Raw genomic sequence first — 14,757 nt, 5'->3', positions numbered from 1 at the left:
AGGCGGCTAGACTCGATCGCGGCGACAAGCCGCGGTTGCCGGATATCAGGCGGCATGGCCCGGACGGCAGGGCTCAGGGAGCAGACAGGGAGAAATGGTGGCGAACAACGTTCGACGACGACTGGCTGGCTTGGTTGCCGGCGGAGCCGCAGGCGTCCTGCTGGCCGGCTGCACTGTCAACGTTCCGGATCCGGCAGCCCCGAAGCCTTCGCCATCGGTATCCACGCTGGCTACTCCGACTATCACTCCTGGACACGATGCGGCCGCGGTGGCCGCCAAGGATTTGCCGCTGGCAGCAGGTGGAACCTTGGCACCGGGGGAGCCAGTGACTGTCTCCACGCGGTTGGAGGAAGTGCCAGGCTGGTCCGTGGTTCACTCCGCCCTGCAGGGTGAGACCAGATACAAGAAGACGGACGGATGCATTCTCGCGGTCCGGGTCAGCGTGAACCAGGGGCCGTTGGTGGTGGCTGGCGACGACGTCGCGTCAACCAAGGCACTGTTCGATTACTTGAATGCCGGCGTTGCGGTGGACAGCTTGAAGCCGGCGTCGTTGCGTTGGGGGGAAGACTCTGACAAACCGCAACACAGCGTTGAGTTCCTCAGTTTGGAATCCTCTTCAGCATCCGGCGGCCAGTCAGCTGTTGTCCTGGCCAGGTTATTCAGCGCCCCCGCGTCCTCGGTGTATGTCTCCCTGGCGTGCCCGGATGACAAGACCTTGGCCTCGGCGCGTGCTGAGATCATGGCCCAGCTCGTCGTGGTACCGCCGTCTTGATCCGGGCAACGCATAAAGCAGCAATTCTTGTTTTTAGAGTTAACGTAATGCATGGGCACTTTCGACCTCCCGTGGATCCGCAAAATCGCAGCTATCGCTGTGTTGGGCGATGAGAACCGACGCAGGTTGTATGAATACGTTCTGAATGCCGGCAGCGCGGTGGGGCGGGATGAGGCGGCCTTGACTCTGGGCTTGCCCCGCAGTTCGGTGTCTTTCCATTTGGACCGCCTGGTTCGCGAAGGACTTTTGCAAGTCGAGTTCAGGAAGTCGCCCGACAGGACGGGTCCAGGCTCGGGGCGGCCATCCAAGCTCTACAGGCCAATGGTGGATGAGATTGGCGTCTCCATCCCGGAGCGGCACTATGACCTCGCCGGCCACCTCATGGCTGCAGCCATCCAGCGGGCTGAGTCCGATGGCGCTCCCGTTGAGGCTGCCCTGCGTGAGGTCGCTTCAGCCAGGGGCAGCGAGTTGGGAAGGCCTGGCGATTTCCTGGGTGCGATCTCGGAGCTTGGGTACCATCCCACCCCCGATGCCTCCGGGGGATACCGCCTGCTGAACTGTCCCTTCCATCGCCTGTCGCTGGACCACAAGGAGGTAGTGTGCGCCATGAACGGCGCCTTCCTCAGCGGTGCTGCGACGGCCTCCGGACTCAGCGCCGACGTCGTCGTGCCGGATCCGGACCATGGGCCGGGACACTGCTGTGCGCGCATCACCACTCTTGAGGGCGATTCCTGAGCGGGCGGCTCCTGAAGGCTCGTCGTCGGTAGAATTGCAGGGTGCCTGTTTACCTTGACCATGCTGCAACCACGCCCCTGTCGGCCCAAGCGCTGGCCGTCATGACGCGCGAGCTCGCGCGGACGGGGAACCCTTCGTCGCTGCACGGCGCAGGGCGCCGCGCGAGGCGGGCGGTAGAGGACGCACGGGAGACGCTCGCCGCGGCTGCCGGGGCACATCCATCTGAGGTTATTTTCACCTCAGGCGGGACGGAAGCGGACAACCTGGCAGTCAAGGGGCTGTATTGGGCCAGGCGGGACGAGAACCCGCGCCGCACGCGCATCCTCTGCTCCGCCGTCGAGCATCATGCGGTCATGGATACCGTGGAGTGGCTTGAAAAGCATGAAGGCGCGCACGTTGTATGGCTTCCCGTGGACGCTGACGGGAAGGTCCGGATGGACGTCATCAAGCACGAAATCGAACGGGAGCCCGAATCGGTAGCCCTGATCACCGTCATGTGGGCCAACAATGAAGTAGGCACCATCCAGCCGGTTACTGAGATCGTGGAACTGGCGAAGCCGCATGGCATTCCGGTCCACTCCGACGCTGTCCAGGCGTTCGGTTCCGTTCCTGTGGATTTTCGTGGTTCCGGGCTCTCCGCAATGTCCGTCTCAGGGCACAAGCTTGGTGGTCCCGTAGGGGTTGGCGCCCTTTTCCTGGGGAGGGCTGTGAAGCTGACGCCGGTGCAGCACGGGGGTGGCCAGGAGCGCGATGTACGGTCCGGGACGTTGGACACTCCCGCAATTGCTGCCTTTGCCGCAGCCGCCGAGGCTGTGACGGCAAACCTGGAGCGTGAACGTGAACGCCTCAGCTCGTTGCGCGACCGCCTCATCCGCGGGGTACTCGAATTGATTCCCGACGCGGTGCTGAGGGGTGCTCCCGGGGACGGTCGGCTGCCGGGAAACGCCCACTTCACCTTTCCTGGTTGTGAAGGCGACTCACTGCTCTTTCTCCTGGACCTGGCGGGTGTTGAATCTTCTACGGGTTCGGCGTGCACCGCTGGTGTGCCCAGGCCATCACACGTCCTCCTGGCCATGGGCTTGGACGAGGATACTGCCCGCGGCGCCCAGCGATTTACCCTGGGCCACAGTTCCACCGAGGCGGATGTGGACGCGCTCCTGAAGGCACTTCCCGAGGCATGCCTCAGGGCCAGGCAGGCAGGAATGGCTGGTCATGAATCCAGCATTCAGACAGCGGCGACGGTAGCCCGGCAAGCCCCGGCAGAAACTTTGTAGAGACTCCTGCTAGCCAGGCACCAGTTCGTCCAGCGGTACTCCGGGATCCGTCAGTTTCGCTACATCTACCGGGACGCGGTTCGAAATCAATGCCTTGATGGGTTTCTGGACGCGGCTCTGGTTGACGCTCATTCCGGCCACTACATTGCCCTCCCTCAACCAGAAAGCAATGAAGCTGCCCTCATCCAACGAGCCGCGAATCACCGGTGGGATTCCGAATGTCAACGAGGGAAAGCCCGAGTACTCCATGCTCAGGCTGAACTGGTCCGTATAGAAGTAGGGCACCACATCCAATCTGGCGTCCTGGCCCATTATGGACTTTGCCGCCACTTTGCCGCCGTTGAGTGCGTTGGCCCAATGCTCGCTGCGATGGTGCTCGCCGGTAAAGGGATGCAGTGCGTTGGCGACGTCTCCGGCGGCCAGCACATCCGGAGCGCTGGACCTCAGTCCGGCATCCACCAGTATTCCATTGCGTATTTCAAGCCCGGCGGCTTCGGCAAGTGCAGTGTCCGGTACGACGCCGACGGCAACGATGACGACGTCAGCAGGCAGCATTTCGCCGGTATTGGTGCGAACCGCCGTCGCCTTGCCGTCCTGTCCATCAATCCCGACGGCGCTTGCCGGGAGACGGAAACTGACGCCTTGGTCTTCATGGAGACGTTGGAAGTATAGGCCGAGTTCAGGGCCGATAGCGGCACTCAAAGGTATGTCTTCCAGCCCCAGCAGCGTGACGTCGTTGCCGTACGTGCGGGCTGCAGCGGCCAGTTCCATGCCGATCCATCCGGACCCGATCATGACCACCCTCCGTCCTCCGCCTTTCAGGAGGGACCGAAGTCGCAGGCTGTCATCCAGTGTCCGGAACGTCATGACTCCGTCAAGGTCTACGCCGGGAAGCGGGAGAGTACGAGGCCGGGCACCCGTAGCCAGAAGCAGTTTGGAGTAGCCGAGGCGTCGGCCGTCGGCCAGAGTTACCTGATGTCCATCAGGGTAGATCCGGCTGACGGGGCTGCCAAGACGAAGCTCGACGTCGTTCTCCCCGTACCAGTCCCCGGGTACTACGAGGGCAGAATCTGCGTCAGCTTTACCCAGGAGGAATTCTTTGGACAGGGGTGGGCGTATGTAGGGTGTCCGCTGCTCGGCGCCCACCACGGTGACGTCCCCTCCGTAGCCCTCGGCCCGGAGGGTTTTGGCCGCAGTAGCCCCGGCGAGCCCGCCGCCCGCAATAACGATGTGTTCGTTTGCCATGTCAGCTCGATTCTAAAACCACTAGTTTTGACTTTAGAAGCAGGGATGTGGCCAGTCAAGGGGTTTTAGGGCGGGCGTGGCACTACGGGCTAGAATGGATGGGCACGCCGACTCTTCCCAGCCGGATCAGTTGCTCCAAATCCCACAGACACAGAAAGCCAGCATGCGAGTACTTGCAGCAATGAGCGGCGGAGTAGACTCCGCCGTGGCCGCAGCCCGGGCCGTGGAGGCCGGACACGACGTCGTCGGAGTCCACCTTGCGTTGTCGCGCATGCCCGGCACCCTGCGCACAGGAAGCAGGGGCTGCTGCACCATCGAAGACTCGCGCGATGCTTGGCGTGCCTGCGACGTCCTGGGCATTCCCTACTACGTGTGGGACTTCTCGGAGCGTTTCAAGGAAGATGTGGTCCAGGACTTCATTGATGAGTACGCTGCGGGCAGGACGCCCAACCCTTGCATGCGGTGCAACGAGCGGATCAAGTTCGCCGCCCTTCTGGAAAAGGCCATTGCGCTGGGCTTCGACGCCGTGTGCACCGGTCACTATGCCAAAGTCATCGAAGACGCCGACGGCAACCGTGAACTCCACCGCGCCGCCGATTGGGCCAAGGACCAGAGCTACGTTCTCGGTGTGCTGACCCACGAGCAACTCAAGCACTCCATGTTCCCGCTGGCGGACACCCCTTCCAAGGCTGAGGTGCGTGCCGAGGCCGAGCGTCGCGGGCTGTCCGTGGCCAACAAGCCGGACAGCCACGACATTTGCTTTATTTCCGACGGTGACACCCGCGGATGGTTGGCCGAGAAGATTGACATGACAACCGGCGACATCGTTGACGAAACCGGTGTCAAGGTTGGCGAACATCCCGGTGCCAACGCGTTCACGGTAGGGCAGCGGCGCGGCCTGAAGCTGGGAACCCCCGCGGCGGACGGTAAGCCCCGGTTCGTCCTGGAGATCCGCCCCAAGGAAAACAAGGTGGTCGTGGGACCGGAAGCCCTGCTGGCGATCGACGAGATTCGCGGTATCAAGGTTTCCTGGGCCGGCGTGCCCATTTCCGAAGTCGCCACTGGCGCTGAGTTCGACTGCCACGCCCAGGTCCGGGCGCACGGCGATCCTGTTCCGGCAATCGCCCGTGTGGAATCCGTTGCTGACGAATCCGGAGTGGAGCGTGCCCAGATTGTTGTCACCCTGGCGGATCCCTTGAGAGGCGTGGCCCCGGGCCAGACCGTTGTTCTCTACCAAGGCAGCCGCGTCCTGGGGCAGGCAACCATTGACGCAGCCCGCTCACTCCAGCGGGAAGTCCTCTAGGAGCCGGCACCTTCCCGGCGAAACCTACTGGAAAGTAAATTTTGTGTCTCGAATCACAAAATGAAGGGTTCGCGGCCTTCGAAGTCTGATTGAATCGTGGAATCAAGAGTGCGCGCCGTCACAAATATCCCACGGCGGCGCGCCGAATCCATCGAACAGAAGGTTCACCAGATGGCACTGAACAAGAAGGCCCTGCACGGCGTTATCGCGCTGGCGGGCATTTCCGCGCTCGCCCTGACGGCATGCACGGGTCCCTCCGGCGGCGGTTCATCATCCGCCCCGGCTGCCGCAGGCCCCATCGCCTACGGCACTACTGACAAAGTCACGTCGCTGGATCCTGCCGGGTCCTACGACAACGGTTCGTTTATGGTGATGAACCAGGTCTACTCATTTCTCCTGAATTCGAAGCCCGGCGGTGCGGAGCCCGTTCCCGACCTCGCCGAATCGTCGTCGTTCACGGCGCCGTCGGAATACACCGTCAAGCTCAAGTCGGGGCTCAAGTGGGCCAACGGGCACACTTTGGATTCCAAGGACGTCAAACACTCCTTCGATCGGCAGGTGGCAATCAACGATCCCGCCGGACCTGCCTCGCTGCTGACCAACATCGAAAGCGTAAGTACGCCCGATGCCACCACCGTGGTATTCAAGTTGAAGAACGCCAACGACCAAACGTTCAGCCAGATCCTCAGCAGCCCTGCCGCGCCGATCGTGGACGATGAAGTCTTCCCGGCCGACAAGATTCTTTCGGACGACGAGATCATCAAAGCGAACGCGTTCTACGGCCAGTACACGATTGACAGCTACAAGAAGAACGAACTGGTCAGCTTTAAGGCCCTCGCTGACTACCAAGGCGTTCTTGGGAAGCCCGCCAATGATGCTGCCACCATTAAGTACTACGCCAGCCCCACCAACCTGAAGCTGGAAATCCAGCAAGGTGCCATTGACGTTGCCTTCCGCAGCCTGAGCGCCACGGATATCGACGACCTGCGTAAGGACTCCAAGGTCAAGGTCCTCACCGGACCGGGTGGCGAGATCCGCTACATCACCTTCAACTTCGACACCATGCCGTACGGAACCAAGGCAGCCGGCGCAGACCCTGCGAAGGCACTCGCAGTTCGCCAGGCCGTGGCCAACCTCGTTGACCGCCAGGCTATCGCTGACCAGGTATACAAGGGCACCTACCTGCCCCTGTACTCCAACGTTCCGAGCGGATTCCTCGGCGCCAACGAGTCGTTCAAGGACGCCTATGGCGATGCCGGAAAGCCAAGCCTGGACAAGGCAAAGAAGGTCCTGACGGATGCCGGCATCACGGAACCCGTCGCACTGAACCTGCAGTACAACCCGGATCACTACGGCGGATCCTCCGGCGATGAATACGCCATGGTCAAGGAGCAGCTGGAGAAGTCGGGTCTGTTCACCGTGAACCTGCAGTCCACAGAATGGGTCACTTACAGCAAGGCCAGCCGGGCCGACGAGTACCCGTTGTTCCAGTTTGGCTGGTTCCCGGACTTCAGCGATTCCGATAACTACCTGACGCCGTTCTTCCCGGAAGGCGGCTTCCTGAAGAACCATTACAACAATCCCGAAGTCAATGGGCTGATTGCCAAGCAGCTGACGGATGCGGACAAGACCAGCCGCGAGGCTGCCATCAAGGATGTCCAGAACGCCTTGGCCAAGGACATTTCCACCCTGCCCCTGCTCCAGGGCGCCCAGGTGGCGGTTGCCGGAAGCGGCGTGAATGGCGTCGAGAAGACACTGGACCCATCGTTCAAGTTCCGCCTCGGAGTAATTTCCAAGTAACCGCACCTTTGTGAAGAAAGGGAGGCGGGACACTGATCCGGTGTCCCGCCTCCTTTGCTGACCACCCAGGTGGCCGGCTCGCATGAGACAACCCCGCGCAATCCACGGGCAGGAAATGCAGGTAACAATGACAACACTTATTGAGGTTCCCGAGGCTGAGCCCGGCATCGTTGCTCCCAAGAGCAAGTCCAAAGCCGGGGGAGGTTTGGGCAGATACATCGTGGTCAGGTTTTTCCTGATCATCCCCACCGTCTTCATCTTGGTGACTCTCGTCTTCTTCCTGATGCGGGTCATTGGAGATCCCATCACGGCATCGCAAGGCGGACGCCTGCCCCCGGACGTCCTGGCGCAGCGAATACAAGAGGCCGGCTACGATCGGCCCGTCCTGGTCCAGTACTTCGAATACCTGGGCCAACTCATCACCGGCAATTTTGGCAGCACCATCACCGACCGGCGGCCAGTGGTGGAGGTACTCACCACTTTCGGTGCAGCCACACTCGAGCTGTCGATCAACGCACTGATCGTCGCGCTGGCAGTCGGCATCCCCTTCGGTCTCATTGCCGCACAGCACCGGGACAAGACTCCTGATGCGTTTCTGAGGTTCTTCGCCATCCTCTGCTACGCCACACCTGTGTTCTTCTCCGGGCTCCTCCTCAAGCTCACGTTTTCCGTGTGGCTTGGCTGGTTCCCCGTGGCCGGTCGAGCCTCTACGCGGACGGAGCTGACCATGAGCGGCCTGGCTGCACCGTCCGGCATTTACTGGCTGGACGCACTACGCAGCGGCAACTTCGCAGCCCTGGGGGACATCGTCGCCCACGCGGTGCTCCCCGCAGTAGCCCTCGGATTGTTGACCGCCGGCGTCTTCCTGCGACTGGTGCGCACCAACGTCATCGGCACGCTGGGAAAGGACTACGTTGAGGCCGGGCGTTCCCGCGGTGTCAGTGAGTTCCGCCTGGTGACCAAGCATGCCTACAAACCGGCACTGATTCCCATCATTACTGTCATGGGCCTGCAAATTGCCCTGATGCTGGGCGGCGCCATTCTGACCGAAACCACCTTTGAGTGGAAGGGCCTGGGCTATCAACTGGTGCAGTACCTGAACGCGCGCGACTTTGTGGCCGTCCAGGGAATCGTTGTATTGCTGGCCATCATTGTGGCCGTCACCAACTTCGTGGTGGATATCATTGCCGCACTCATCGACCCTCGAGTGAGGTACTGACCATGAGCACTTCCCCATTGACCCGACCCAAGCAGCCCTTGTTCTCAAGGCTTCCCGTGGTAAGCCACTTGAAGAAAAGCGTCGGACTTCAGCGAGGCATGCTCATTGTGGGCGTTGTCCTCAGTGGACTCTTCATCCTTACGAGCATCTTTGCACCTCTCCTTGCTCCCTATGGCTACTCCCAACTCAGCGACGCATCCGGTTCGTTTCCCACCCAGGAAGCTCCGAACTCCAAGCACCTGCTGGGAACAACTGTTGGCGGCTACGACGTCTTGTCACGGGTGGTTTGGGGTTCCCAAACAGCGGTGACAGTCATCGTTGTGTCAGTGGCGATGTCCTTGTTCCTCGGTGTCGCCCTTGGTCTGCTTAGTGGATATTTCGGAGGGTGGCTGGACAGGATTCTGGTGGTAGTGGCGGATGCCATCTATGCGTTTCCTACCCTGCTCCTGGCAATCGTCATTTCCATCGTGATCAGCCGGGGACAATCCAGTTTCTGGGGCGGCATCTTCTCTTGTGCTTTCTCCATCACGGTGGTCTTTGTCCCGCAGTACTTCCGGGTCATCCGGGCAGAGACCATTCGTCTTAAGGCCGAGCCGTTCGTCGAGTCGGCCAAAGTGCTCGGGGCTTCCAGCGCGCGCATCATTGGGAGGCACATTTTCAAGAACGCCACCCGGACCCTGCCGCTCATGTTCACCCTGAACGCTTCCGAGGCGATCCTGACGCTCGCCGGCCTGGGCTTCCTTGGCTTCGGCATCGAGCCCACATCAGCCGCTGAATGGGGGTTTGACCTCAACAAGGCACTGGCGGACACTTCGTCCGGTATTTGGTGGACGGGCGTCTTCCCCGGGATCGCGATCGTACTCACGGTCCTGGGGCTGACCCTCGTGGGCGAGAGCATCAACGACCTCAATGACCCCCGGATCCGTGGACGCAAACGCGCGGGCAGGACGCCAACACCAACAACGGCAGGAACGCCTTCAAACCCGACAGAGGCAGGCAAGCCATGACCACCAACTTGGGAAATGAGTCAGATCACGTCAGCACCGAGCCGCCTGTACTAACCATCGATCGGCTCCAAGTCACCTTCGCCACTGATGGCGGGGACGTTCACGCTGTAAAGGACGTCAGCCTGGAAGTTGGAGCCGGTGAAGTAGTGGCCATCGTAGGGGAATCGGGTTCCGGCAAAACCGTGACAGCCAAAACCATCCTGGGCCTGCTTCCGGAAACTGCCATCAGCTCCGGTGCCGTGGTGATCAACGGCAACAACGTCATCAGCGTCAGCAAATCGACGCTTCGCAAAATCCGTGGCCGGGATGTTGCCATGGTGTTCCAAGAGCCTTCCACGGCCCTGAACCCGGTCTTCACCGTGGGCTGGCAGATTGCCGAAGGTATCCGGGCACACGCCTCGGACGGCCGTCGCATCTCCGCCAAGGAAGCCAAGCACCGGGCAACCGAGGCGCTCCGCAAGGTGGGCATCCCGGATCCTGAGACGCGGGTCAACTACTACCCGCACCAGTTCTCAGGTGGTCAGAAGCAACGCGTGGTAATCGCTGCGGCCTTGGCCCTCAACCCGGGACTGATCGTGGCCGATGAGCCCACCACCGCGCTGGATGTTACAGTCCAGGCTGAAATCCTGCAGCTCCTCCGCGACCTGAGGGACAACTATGGCACCTCAATCGTGCTCATCACGCACAACATGGGTGTAGTGGCAGATTTGGCCGACCGCGTTGTGGTCATGTACCAGGGCGACGTTGTGGAGGAGGCTCCTTCACGGGTCCTGTTTGCCGAACCCCGGCAGGAGTACACCAGGAAACTGCTGGCCGCAGTACCGCACCTCGGACGAAATTCGGCCTCCGAGGGTGCCCATGGCCGGCTCCACCAGGGAGGCAAAATCCTGGTGGAAGCAAAGAACCTCACCATCGAATACCCCGGCCGTTTTGGCAGGCACGGGTTCAAGGCCGTGGACGACGTCAGCTTTACGGTCTCGGAGAATGAGGTTTTCGGACTGGTCGGTGAATCCGGTTCCGGAAAATCCACCATTGGACGGGCCATAGCAGGCCTGACCCGAACCACCGGGGGCAGCCTGAAGGTTCTTGGGTACGAGATGCTGGACTTCAAAGAGCGTACCTTCCGTCCGCTCCGCAAGGAGATCGGCTTCGTTTTCCAGGATCCGGCGGCGTCCTTCAATCCGCACCTCACCATCGGCGAGTGCGTCGCAGAACCGCTGCTTATCCACACCAAGCCCGGTGCCGCTGAGGCGAGGAAAAAGGTAGGTGAGCTGCTCGAATCAGTCCAGCTGCCGGCGTCGTACGCGGAGCGCTACCCGCACGAGCTGTCCGGTGGGCAGCGGCAGCGCGCATCCTTGGCGAGGTCGCTGGCACTCAACCCGCGCCTCCTGATCGCCGACGAACCCACCTCCGCCTTGGATGTCTCGGTGCAGGCCAAAGTGTTGGACCTGTTCAAGGACATACAGGAGCAGTACGGTTTCGCGGCTCTGTTCATCAGCCACGACCTGGCAGTAGTGGACATGTTGTCCCACTGGGTTGGCGTGCTGTACAAAGGCCAGCTGGTGGAGCAGGGGATCGGAAACCATGTGATGGGCTCACCGCAGCATGAGTACACCAAGAGGCTCATCGCCTCGCTGCCGGTGCCGGACCCCGACGAACAAGCACGACGGCGGGAAGCGCACCGCACTCTGCTGGGCGGCTAGATCGTTGCTTGGCGACTAGACCGTCCCCGGAGAATCCACGCAATGTAGAGAAGGTACGCCTCCCACCGTGGCGGGCGTACCTTCTCCGCGTTAAGGGATACGCCAATAGCTGAGGCCATGGTTGTTGTAACGTGCCTGTCCTGGCCCGCAGGTAACACCCGCGGCTGGACCGCCCCACACCATAGACTGGGGTGCATGACCGAGCAGAACAACGCCCTTCCTGATGACGCCGATTCCTTCAACCCGGCAGCGAGCTCCCTGGCCGGCCAAGTGGACCGTGCAGTCATGGACGAGCTGTTGTCCATCCGGTCCAGCATCGACAACATTGACGCAACACTTGTCTTCCTGCTCGCGGAACGCTTCAAGGCCACCCAGAAGGTAGGAATCCTAAAGGCCACCCACAAGCTTCCCGCCGGAGATCCGGGCCGCGAATCGGCCCAGATCGCCCGCTTGCGACGGCTGGCCGAGGATGCGCACCTTGATCCAGCCTTCGCAGAAAAATTCCTCAACTTCATCATCAGCGAAGTGATCCGCCATCACGAGGCAATCGCCGAGGATCACCAGATTTCCAGCCAGCAGGCCTAAGCCGTGGCGGAAATGGCTAATTTGCGCGCCAGCGCCACCGCACTGGGCCCGTGGCCCGGAAGCGACCCCGCGGAAGCAAACCGGATCATTCGGGGCGAATTGGGGGACCCCCACCTTCCTTTCCTGCCCGAGTTGCCTGATCGAGGGGTGGGCTCGGATGCTGTCGGGAGGACCGGCTCACTGTTGGTCGACCTGGCAATCGACGTCCAACCGCACGGCTGGCGTCTGGTGGACAAGCCCGGGAGGGATGCCCGGCGCGCCCGCTCTGCGCTCTCGACCGACCTCAATATATTGGCCGACATAGCTGGTGCCGAGGATGTCGCTGCAACGGAGCTCAAAATCCAGCTGTTGGGCCCCATGAGTCTTGCTGCCAATCTTTACCTGCACAGCGGCGAACGGGCACTTCTGGATTATGGCGCCCGCAGGGATATTGCGGAATCCTTGGCCGCCGGCATCGCAGAGCACCTCAGGCGCATCGCCTCGGCTGTCCCGGGTGCCCGGCTGGTGGTTCAAATTGACGAGCCGGACATCGCCTCCGTCATGGCAGGCACGATCCCGACGGCGAGTGGCTACCGAACGTTGCGGTCCATATCCGGCGAGGAAGTGACAGGCGCGTGGCGAGTGGTGATCGACGCTCTCAAGAGTGCGGGAGTCGTCGAGGCCGTGGTCTCAGTGCCGGAAATCGAAGCTCCCATCGAGCGTATCCTGGCAGCGGGAGCCGACGGCGTCGCGGTGCCCCTGAAAGCCCTGACGACACGCCAATGGGAGCAGCTGGCTGTAGCAGTGGAGGACGGAAAACGCCTGTGGGCGGGCGCACTGTCAACAGGCGAGCCACAGGCGCAACTGCCACGCACCGCCGAGGTTGTTGAAAGCATCTCGAAACCGTGGCGGCAGCTCGGGCTTCCTGTTTCGGGCTTGGCGGGACTCCGGGTTACTCCCTCTACGGGGCTGGCTGACTTCAAACCCTCAAGGGCCAAGGCTGTGCTATCGAAACTGACCCAAGTGGCTGACGGACTGGACCAGCTGGCTCAGGGCTAACTGCGAAAGCGTCAGATTCTCTCTTCCCAGCGGTCTGGTTCCGCATAGCGGGGGAGAGAGGTACCGGGGGCAGCTCCTGGCAGATATGGTGCCAAGCGATAGTCGAAGCGTCCTGCGTATACAAGGACCAAGCCGATCTGGGGCTGGATGACTTTGACTTGGATGCGGTGCTTGCGCTCTGCGCTGTCCCACCACTGCTCCGCGTAAGCACGCGCATCAAGTGCGTTTGGCAATGGTACTCGCAAAGGGCCCAGGAATAGTCTGCTTGCTTTGGACACCCCACGAAGGCGGCCCTCAGCGGTGACGCTGACATCCAGGTCCGTAACAAGACGGCGATAACGCCCCACATGGTCCACCAAATGGGCATTTCGATGGTCGGAGCCAGTCCGGACCGCGCTCGTCGTATCGTGGAACAGCCGTGTACCCGAAGGGAAATAGATCTCCCGACGGGCCGTCAGGGCCGGTCGTCCGAAAGGATCCAGATGGGCGTGGTTTTCGATCCGGAACGGAACGCCCTCACCGTATTCAGGAAAGAAAGCTTCCTCGCTCCCTGTCAGTGCGAGCAGTGGCCGCAACCACTTTTGTCGGCACCCGACAACGTCAAAGACTCCCTCGCCGATTCCATACGATCCGGAGCCGGCAGCCAACGAAAAATACTCCTGGAGCTCCGGGGTTAGCCGGCTGAACTCGTCGCCGAGTGCCAGCTGGTAGATGGGGGTATTCATTGCGGTCCTTCCTTGTACGTGGAACTCAACCTTGAAACTAAAGCCTCCCGGCTGCTTTGAGCCGTATGTAGGTGTCAGCGAGTAAGGGAGGAACATCGTGGGGTTCGGCGTCAACCACTTCGGCTCCGAGTTGCCGGAGTTGCGCCGTCACCGCGGAACGCTCCAACAATGCGCGCTCGGCGGCGGCTGCACGGAAAACCTGGCTGGCCGTCGTTCTTTCTTCTTTCATGGCAGACAGCAGGGGATCCCGAACCGAGGCCACCACCACAACGTGTTGGCGCGACAATTGCGCCACAGTGGGGAGGAGCCCCTCTTCGGGGGCGCCGCCGTCGAGCGCTGTCAAGAGGACCACCATGGATCGGTGCGCCGAAACTGCCCGTACCTGAGCCGGAACCTGCTGCCAATCTAGTTCGATCAGTTCAGCTTCCAAGGGGGCCATGGCTTGGACGAGTTGACCCAGCAGATTGCCTTTTGAGGCCGATTCAACGCGTGCGCGAATTCGCCGATCGTAAGCGAGGAAGTCCACGCGGTCGCCTCCGCGCTCGGCCAGTACCGCGAGCAGCAGCGCCGCCTCAATTCCGGTGTCGAGCCGGGGTTCATCCTCGATTCGGGCGGCTGCTGTGCGTGAAGTGTCAAGCACGATGACCACGCGCCGGTCGCGCTCCGGGCGCCACGTCCGTACCACCACTGAAGTCCGCCGCGCGGTGGCCCGCCAGTCGATGGACCGGACATCGTCACCGCGGACGTAGTCCCGCAGTGAGTCGAATTCGGTGCCGGCCCCACGGATCTGTACGGCGGCCCTGCCATCCAACTCCCTAAGCTTCCGGAGTTTGGAAGGGAGATGACGTTTTGAATGAAATGGGGGGAGGACCCGCAGTTGACCAGGCAGGGCGCGGGTCCGCTGCCTTGCGGCCAAACCCATGGGGCCGAACGATCGGATGGTCACGTGGGGGCTTTTGAGGTCGCCGCGACGACGAGGAACCAGGGTCACGGTCATGCGGCGCCGCTCTCCGGACGGGACTACCAAGGACTGTGCAGCGTTCACTGCGCCGGCGGAGGGCTGCCACGTGTCTCTTACCTCGGCACGCAGCTTGCGCCGCGTGCCATTGGTGACAGTGACAACGGAGTCCGTCTCGCCCTCAAGCGTCACGTTTCCAGGTTGCCTGCGTTCCAGGGCAAGCCTCGCGGGCGAGGCTGCCAAGACAAGATCCACAACCAGTAAGAGCAGCAGCCCCACGGCCACGAACAGGACGGTGCTCCACGCGGGAAAAACCACCAAGGGCACCAAACCCAGAAGGGCCAGCAACACGAAACGACCCGTAATGGCCACTCAAACCCCCTCGGCCAATGC

Annotated in this window: 13 protein-coding genes; 10 read left to right on the top strand and 3 right to left on the bottom strand. The window is 61.8% G+C overall.

Translation table 11 applies throughout. The annotated features are described in order from the left end of the window. Positions 1-94 precede the first annotated feature (94 nt). The 3 genes from AC6CH8_RS06620 to AC6CH8_RS06610 are packed head-to-tail and all read left to right on the top strand — an operon-like array spanning position 95 to position 2,781. Positions 95-772 carry a hypothetical protein gene (locus tag AC6CH8_RS06620; protein ID WP_498189479.1) on the top strand — a complete coding sequence of 226 codons (678 nt, stop codon included), beginning with the start codon at positions 95-97 and terminating at the stop codon, positions 770-772. A 51-nt stretch (positions 773-823) separates the two neighbouring features. After that, positions 824-1,507, top strand: coding sequence for a helix-turn-helix transcriptional regulator (locus AC6CH8_RS06615; protein ID WP_498189478.1), 684 nt, complete (start codon positions 824-826; stop codon positions 1,505-1,507). Positions 1,508-1,548: 41 nt separating this feature from the next. After that, positions 1,549-2,781 (top strand): cysteine desulfurase family protein, encoded by a 1,233-nt coding sequence (locus AC6CH8_RS06610; RefSeq protein ID WP_498189476.1) that lies wholly within the window; start codon positions 1,549-1,551, stop codon positions 2,779-2,781. 9 nt (positions 2,782-2,790) lie between these two features. On the opposite strand, the gene AC6CH8_RS06605 is transcribed toward AC6CH8_RS06610, so the two are convergent. Continuing rightward, positions 2,791-4,026 (bottom strand): NAD(P)/FAD-dependent oxidoreductase, encoded by a 1,236-nt coding sequence (locus AC6CH8_RS06605; protein WP_498189474.1) that lies wholly within the window; start codon positions 4,024-4,026, stop codon positions 2,791-2,793. A gap of 181 nt (positions 4,027-4,207) precedes the next feature. On the opposite strand from AC6CH8_RS06605, the gene mnmA reads away from it, so the two are divergent. The 7 genes from mnmA to AC6CH8_RS06570 all read left to right on the top strand — a co-directional run bounded on the left by mnmA (position 4,208) and on the right by AC6CH8_RS06570 (position 12,681). Further along, positions 4,208-5,329 (top strand): tRNA 2-thiouridine(34) synthase MnmA, encoded by a 1,122-nt coding sequence (mnmA, locus tag AC6CH8_RS06600; RefSeq protein WP_498189570.1) that lies wholly within the window; start codon positions 4,208-4,210, stop codon positions 5,327-5,329. A gap of 171 nt (positions 5,330-5,500) precedes the next feature. Next, positions 5,501-7,129, top strand: coding sequence for an ABC transporter substrate-binding protein (locus AC6CH8_RS06595; protein ID WP_420181179.1), 1,629 nt, complete (start codon positions 5,501-5,503; stop codon positions 7,127-7,129). Between the two features lie 127 nt (positions 7,130-7,256). Continuing rightward, positions 7,257-8,348 carry an ABC transporter permease gene (locus tag AC6CH8_RS06590; protein WP_091468608.1) on the top strand — a complete coding sequence of 364 codons (1,092 nt, stop codon included), beginning with the start codon at positions 7,257-7,259 and terminating at the stop codon, positions 8,346-8,348. 2 nt (positions 8,349-8,350) lie between these two features. Next, positions 8,351-9,355, top strand: a complete 1,005-nt coding sequence (locus tag AC6CH8_RS06585) for an ABC transporter permease (protein ID WP_498189473.1) — start codon at positions 8,351-8,353, stop codon at positions 9,353-9,355. Then, positions 9,352-11,058 (top strand): ABC transporter ATP-binding protein, encoded by a 1,707-nt coding sequence (locus tag AC6CH8_RS06580; protein WP_498189472.1) that lies wholly within the window; start codon positions 9,352-9,354, stop codon positions 11,056-11,058. Before AC6CH8_RS06585 ends, AC6CH8_RS06580 begins: the two co-directional genes overlap by 4 nt. 195 nt (positions 11,059-11,253) lie before the next feature. Further along, the gene (locus AC6CH8_RS06575; protein WP_054808477.1) at positions 11,254-11,643 is read left to right on the top strand and encodes a chorismate mutase; all 390 of its coding nucleotides are present in this window, start codon (positions 11,254-11,256) and stop codon (positions 11,641-11,643) included. Positions 11,644-11,655: 12 nt separating this feature from the next. After that, complete coding sequence (locus AC6CH8_RS06570) at positions 11,656-12,681, top strand: uroporphyrinogen decarboxylase/cobalamine-independent methonine synthase family protein (protein ID WP_498189470.1); 1,026 nt, start codon at positions 11,656-11,658, stop codon at positions 12,679-12,681. Between the two features lie 11 nt (positions 12,682-12,692). Here AC6CH8_RS06570 and AC6CH8_RS06565 read toward each other — a convergent pair whose 3' ends face one another. Next, the gene (locus AC6CH8_RS06565; protein ID WP_498189469.1) at positions 12,693-13,406 is read right to left on the bottom strand and encodes a DUF4166 domain-containing protein; all 714 of its coding nucleotides are present in this window, start codon (positions 13,404-13,406) and stop codon (positions 12,693-12,695) included. 37 nt (positions 13,407-13,443) lie between these two features. After that, positions 13,444-14,736, bottom strand: coding sequence for a DUF58 domain-containing protein (locus tag AC6CH8_RS06560; RefSeq protein ID WP_498189467.1), 1,293 nt, complete (start codon positions 14,734-14,736; stop codon positions 13,444-13,446). Positions 14,737-14,757: the final 21 nt, after the last annotated feature.

The sequence above is a fragment of the Paenarthrobacter sp. GQ52 genome (assembly GCF_059759005.1).
This window is presented reverse-complemented; position numbering and strand designations above follow the sequence as displayed.

Excerpts from the sequence above, each read along its gene's own strand:
- AC6CH8_RS06585 (WP_498189473.1), top strand. The coding sequence starts at position 8,351 with ATGAGCACTTCCCCATTGACCCGACCCAAGCAGCCCTTGTTCTCAAGG.
- AC6CH8_RS06575 (WP_054808477.1), top strand. The coding sequence starts at position 11,254 with ATGACCGAGCAGAACAACGCCCTTCCTGATGACGCCGATTCCTTCAAC.
- AC6CH8_RS06605 (WP_498189474.1), bottom strand. The coding sequence starts at position 4,026 with ATGGCAAACGAACACATCGTTATTGCGGGCGGCGGGCTCGCCGGGGCT.
- AC6CH8_RS06590 (WP_091468608.1), top strand. The coding sequence starts at position 7,257 with ATGACAACACTTATTGAGGTTCCCGAGGCTGAGCCCGGCATCGTTGCT.
- AC6CH8_RS06565 (WP_498189469.1), bottom strand. The coding sequence starts at position 13,406 with ATGAATACCCCCATCTACCAGCTGGCACTCGGCGACGAGTTCAGCCGG.
- AC6CH8_RS06615 (WP_498189478.1), top strand. The coding sequence starts at position 824 with ATGGGCACTTTCGACCTCCCGTGGATCCGCAAAATCGCAGCTATCGCT.
- AC6CH8_RS06580 (WP_498189472.1), top strand. The coding sequence starts at position 9,352 with ATGACCACCAACTTGGGAAATGAGTCAGATCACGTCAGCACCGAGCCG.
- AC6CH8_RS06620 (WP_498189479.1), top strand. The coding sequence starts at position 95 with ATGGTGGCGAACAACGTTCGACGACGACTGGCTGGCTTGGTTGCCGGC.
- AC6CH8_RS06595 (WP_420181179.1), top strand. The coding sequence starts at position 5,501 with ATGGCACTGAACAAGAAGGCCCTGCACGGCGTTATCGCGCTGGCGGGC.
- AC6CH8_RS06570 (WP_498189470.1), top strand. The coding sequence starts at position 11,656 with ATGGCTAATTTGCGCGCCAGCGCCACCGCACTGGGCCCGTGGCCCGGA.
- mnmA (WP_498189570.1), top strand. The coding sequence starts at position 4,208 with ATGAGCGGCGGAGTAGACTCCGCCGTGGCCGCAGCCCGGGCCGTGGAG.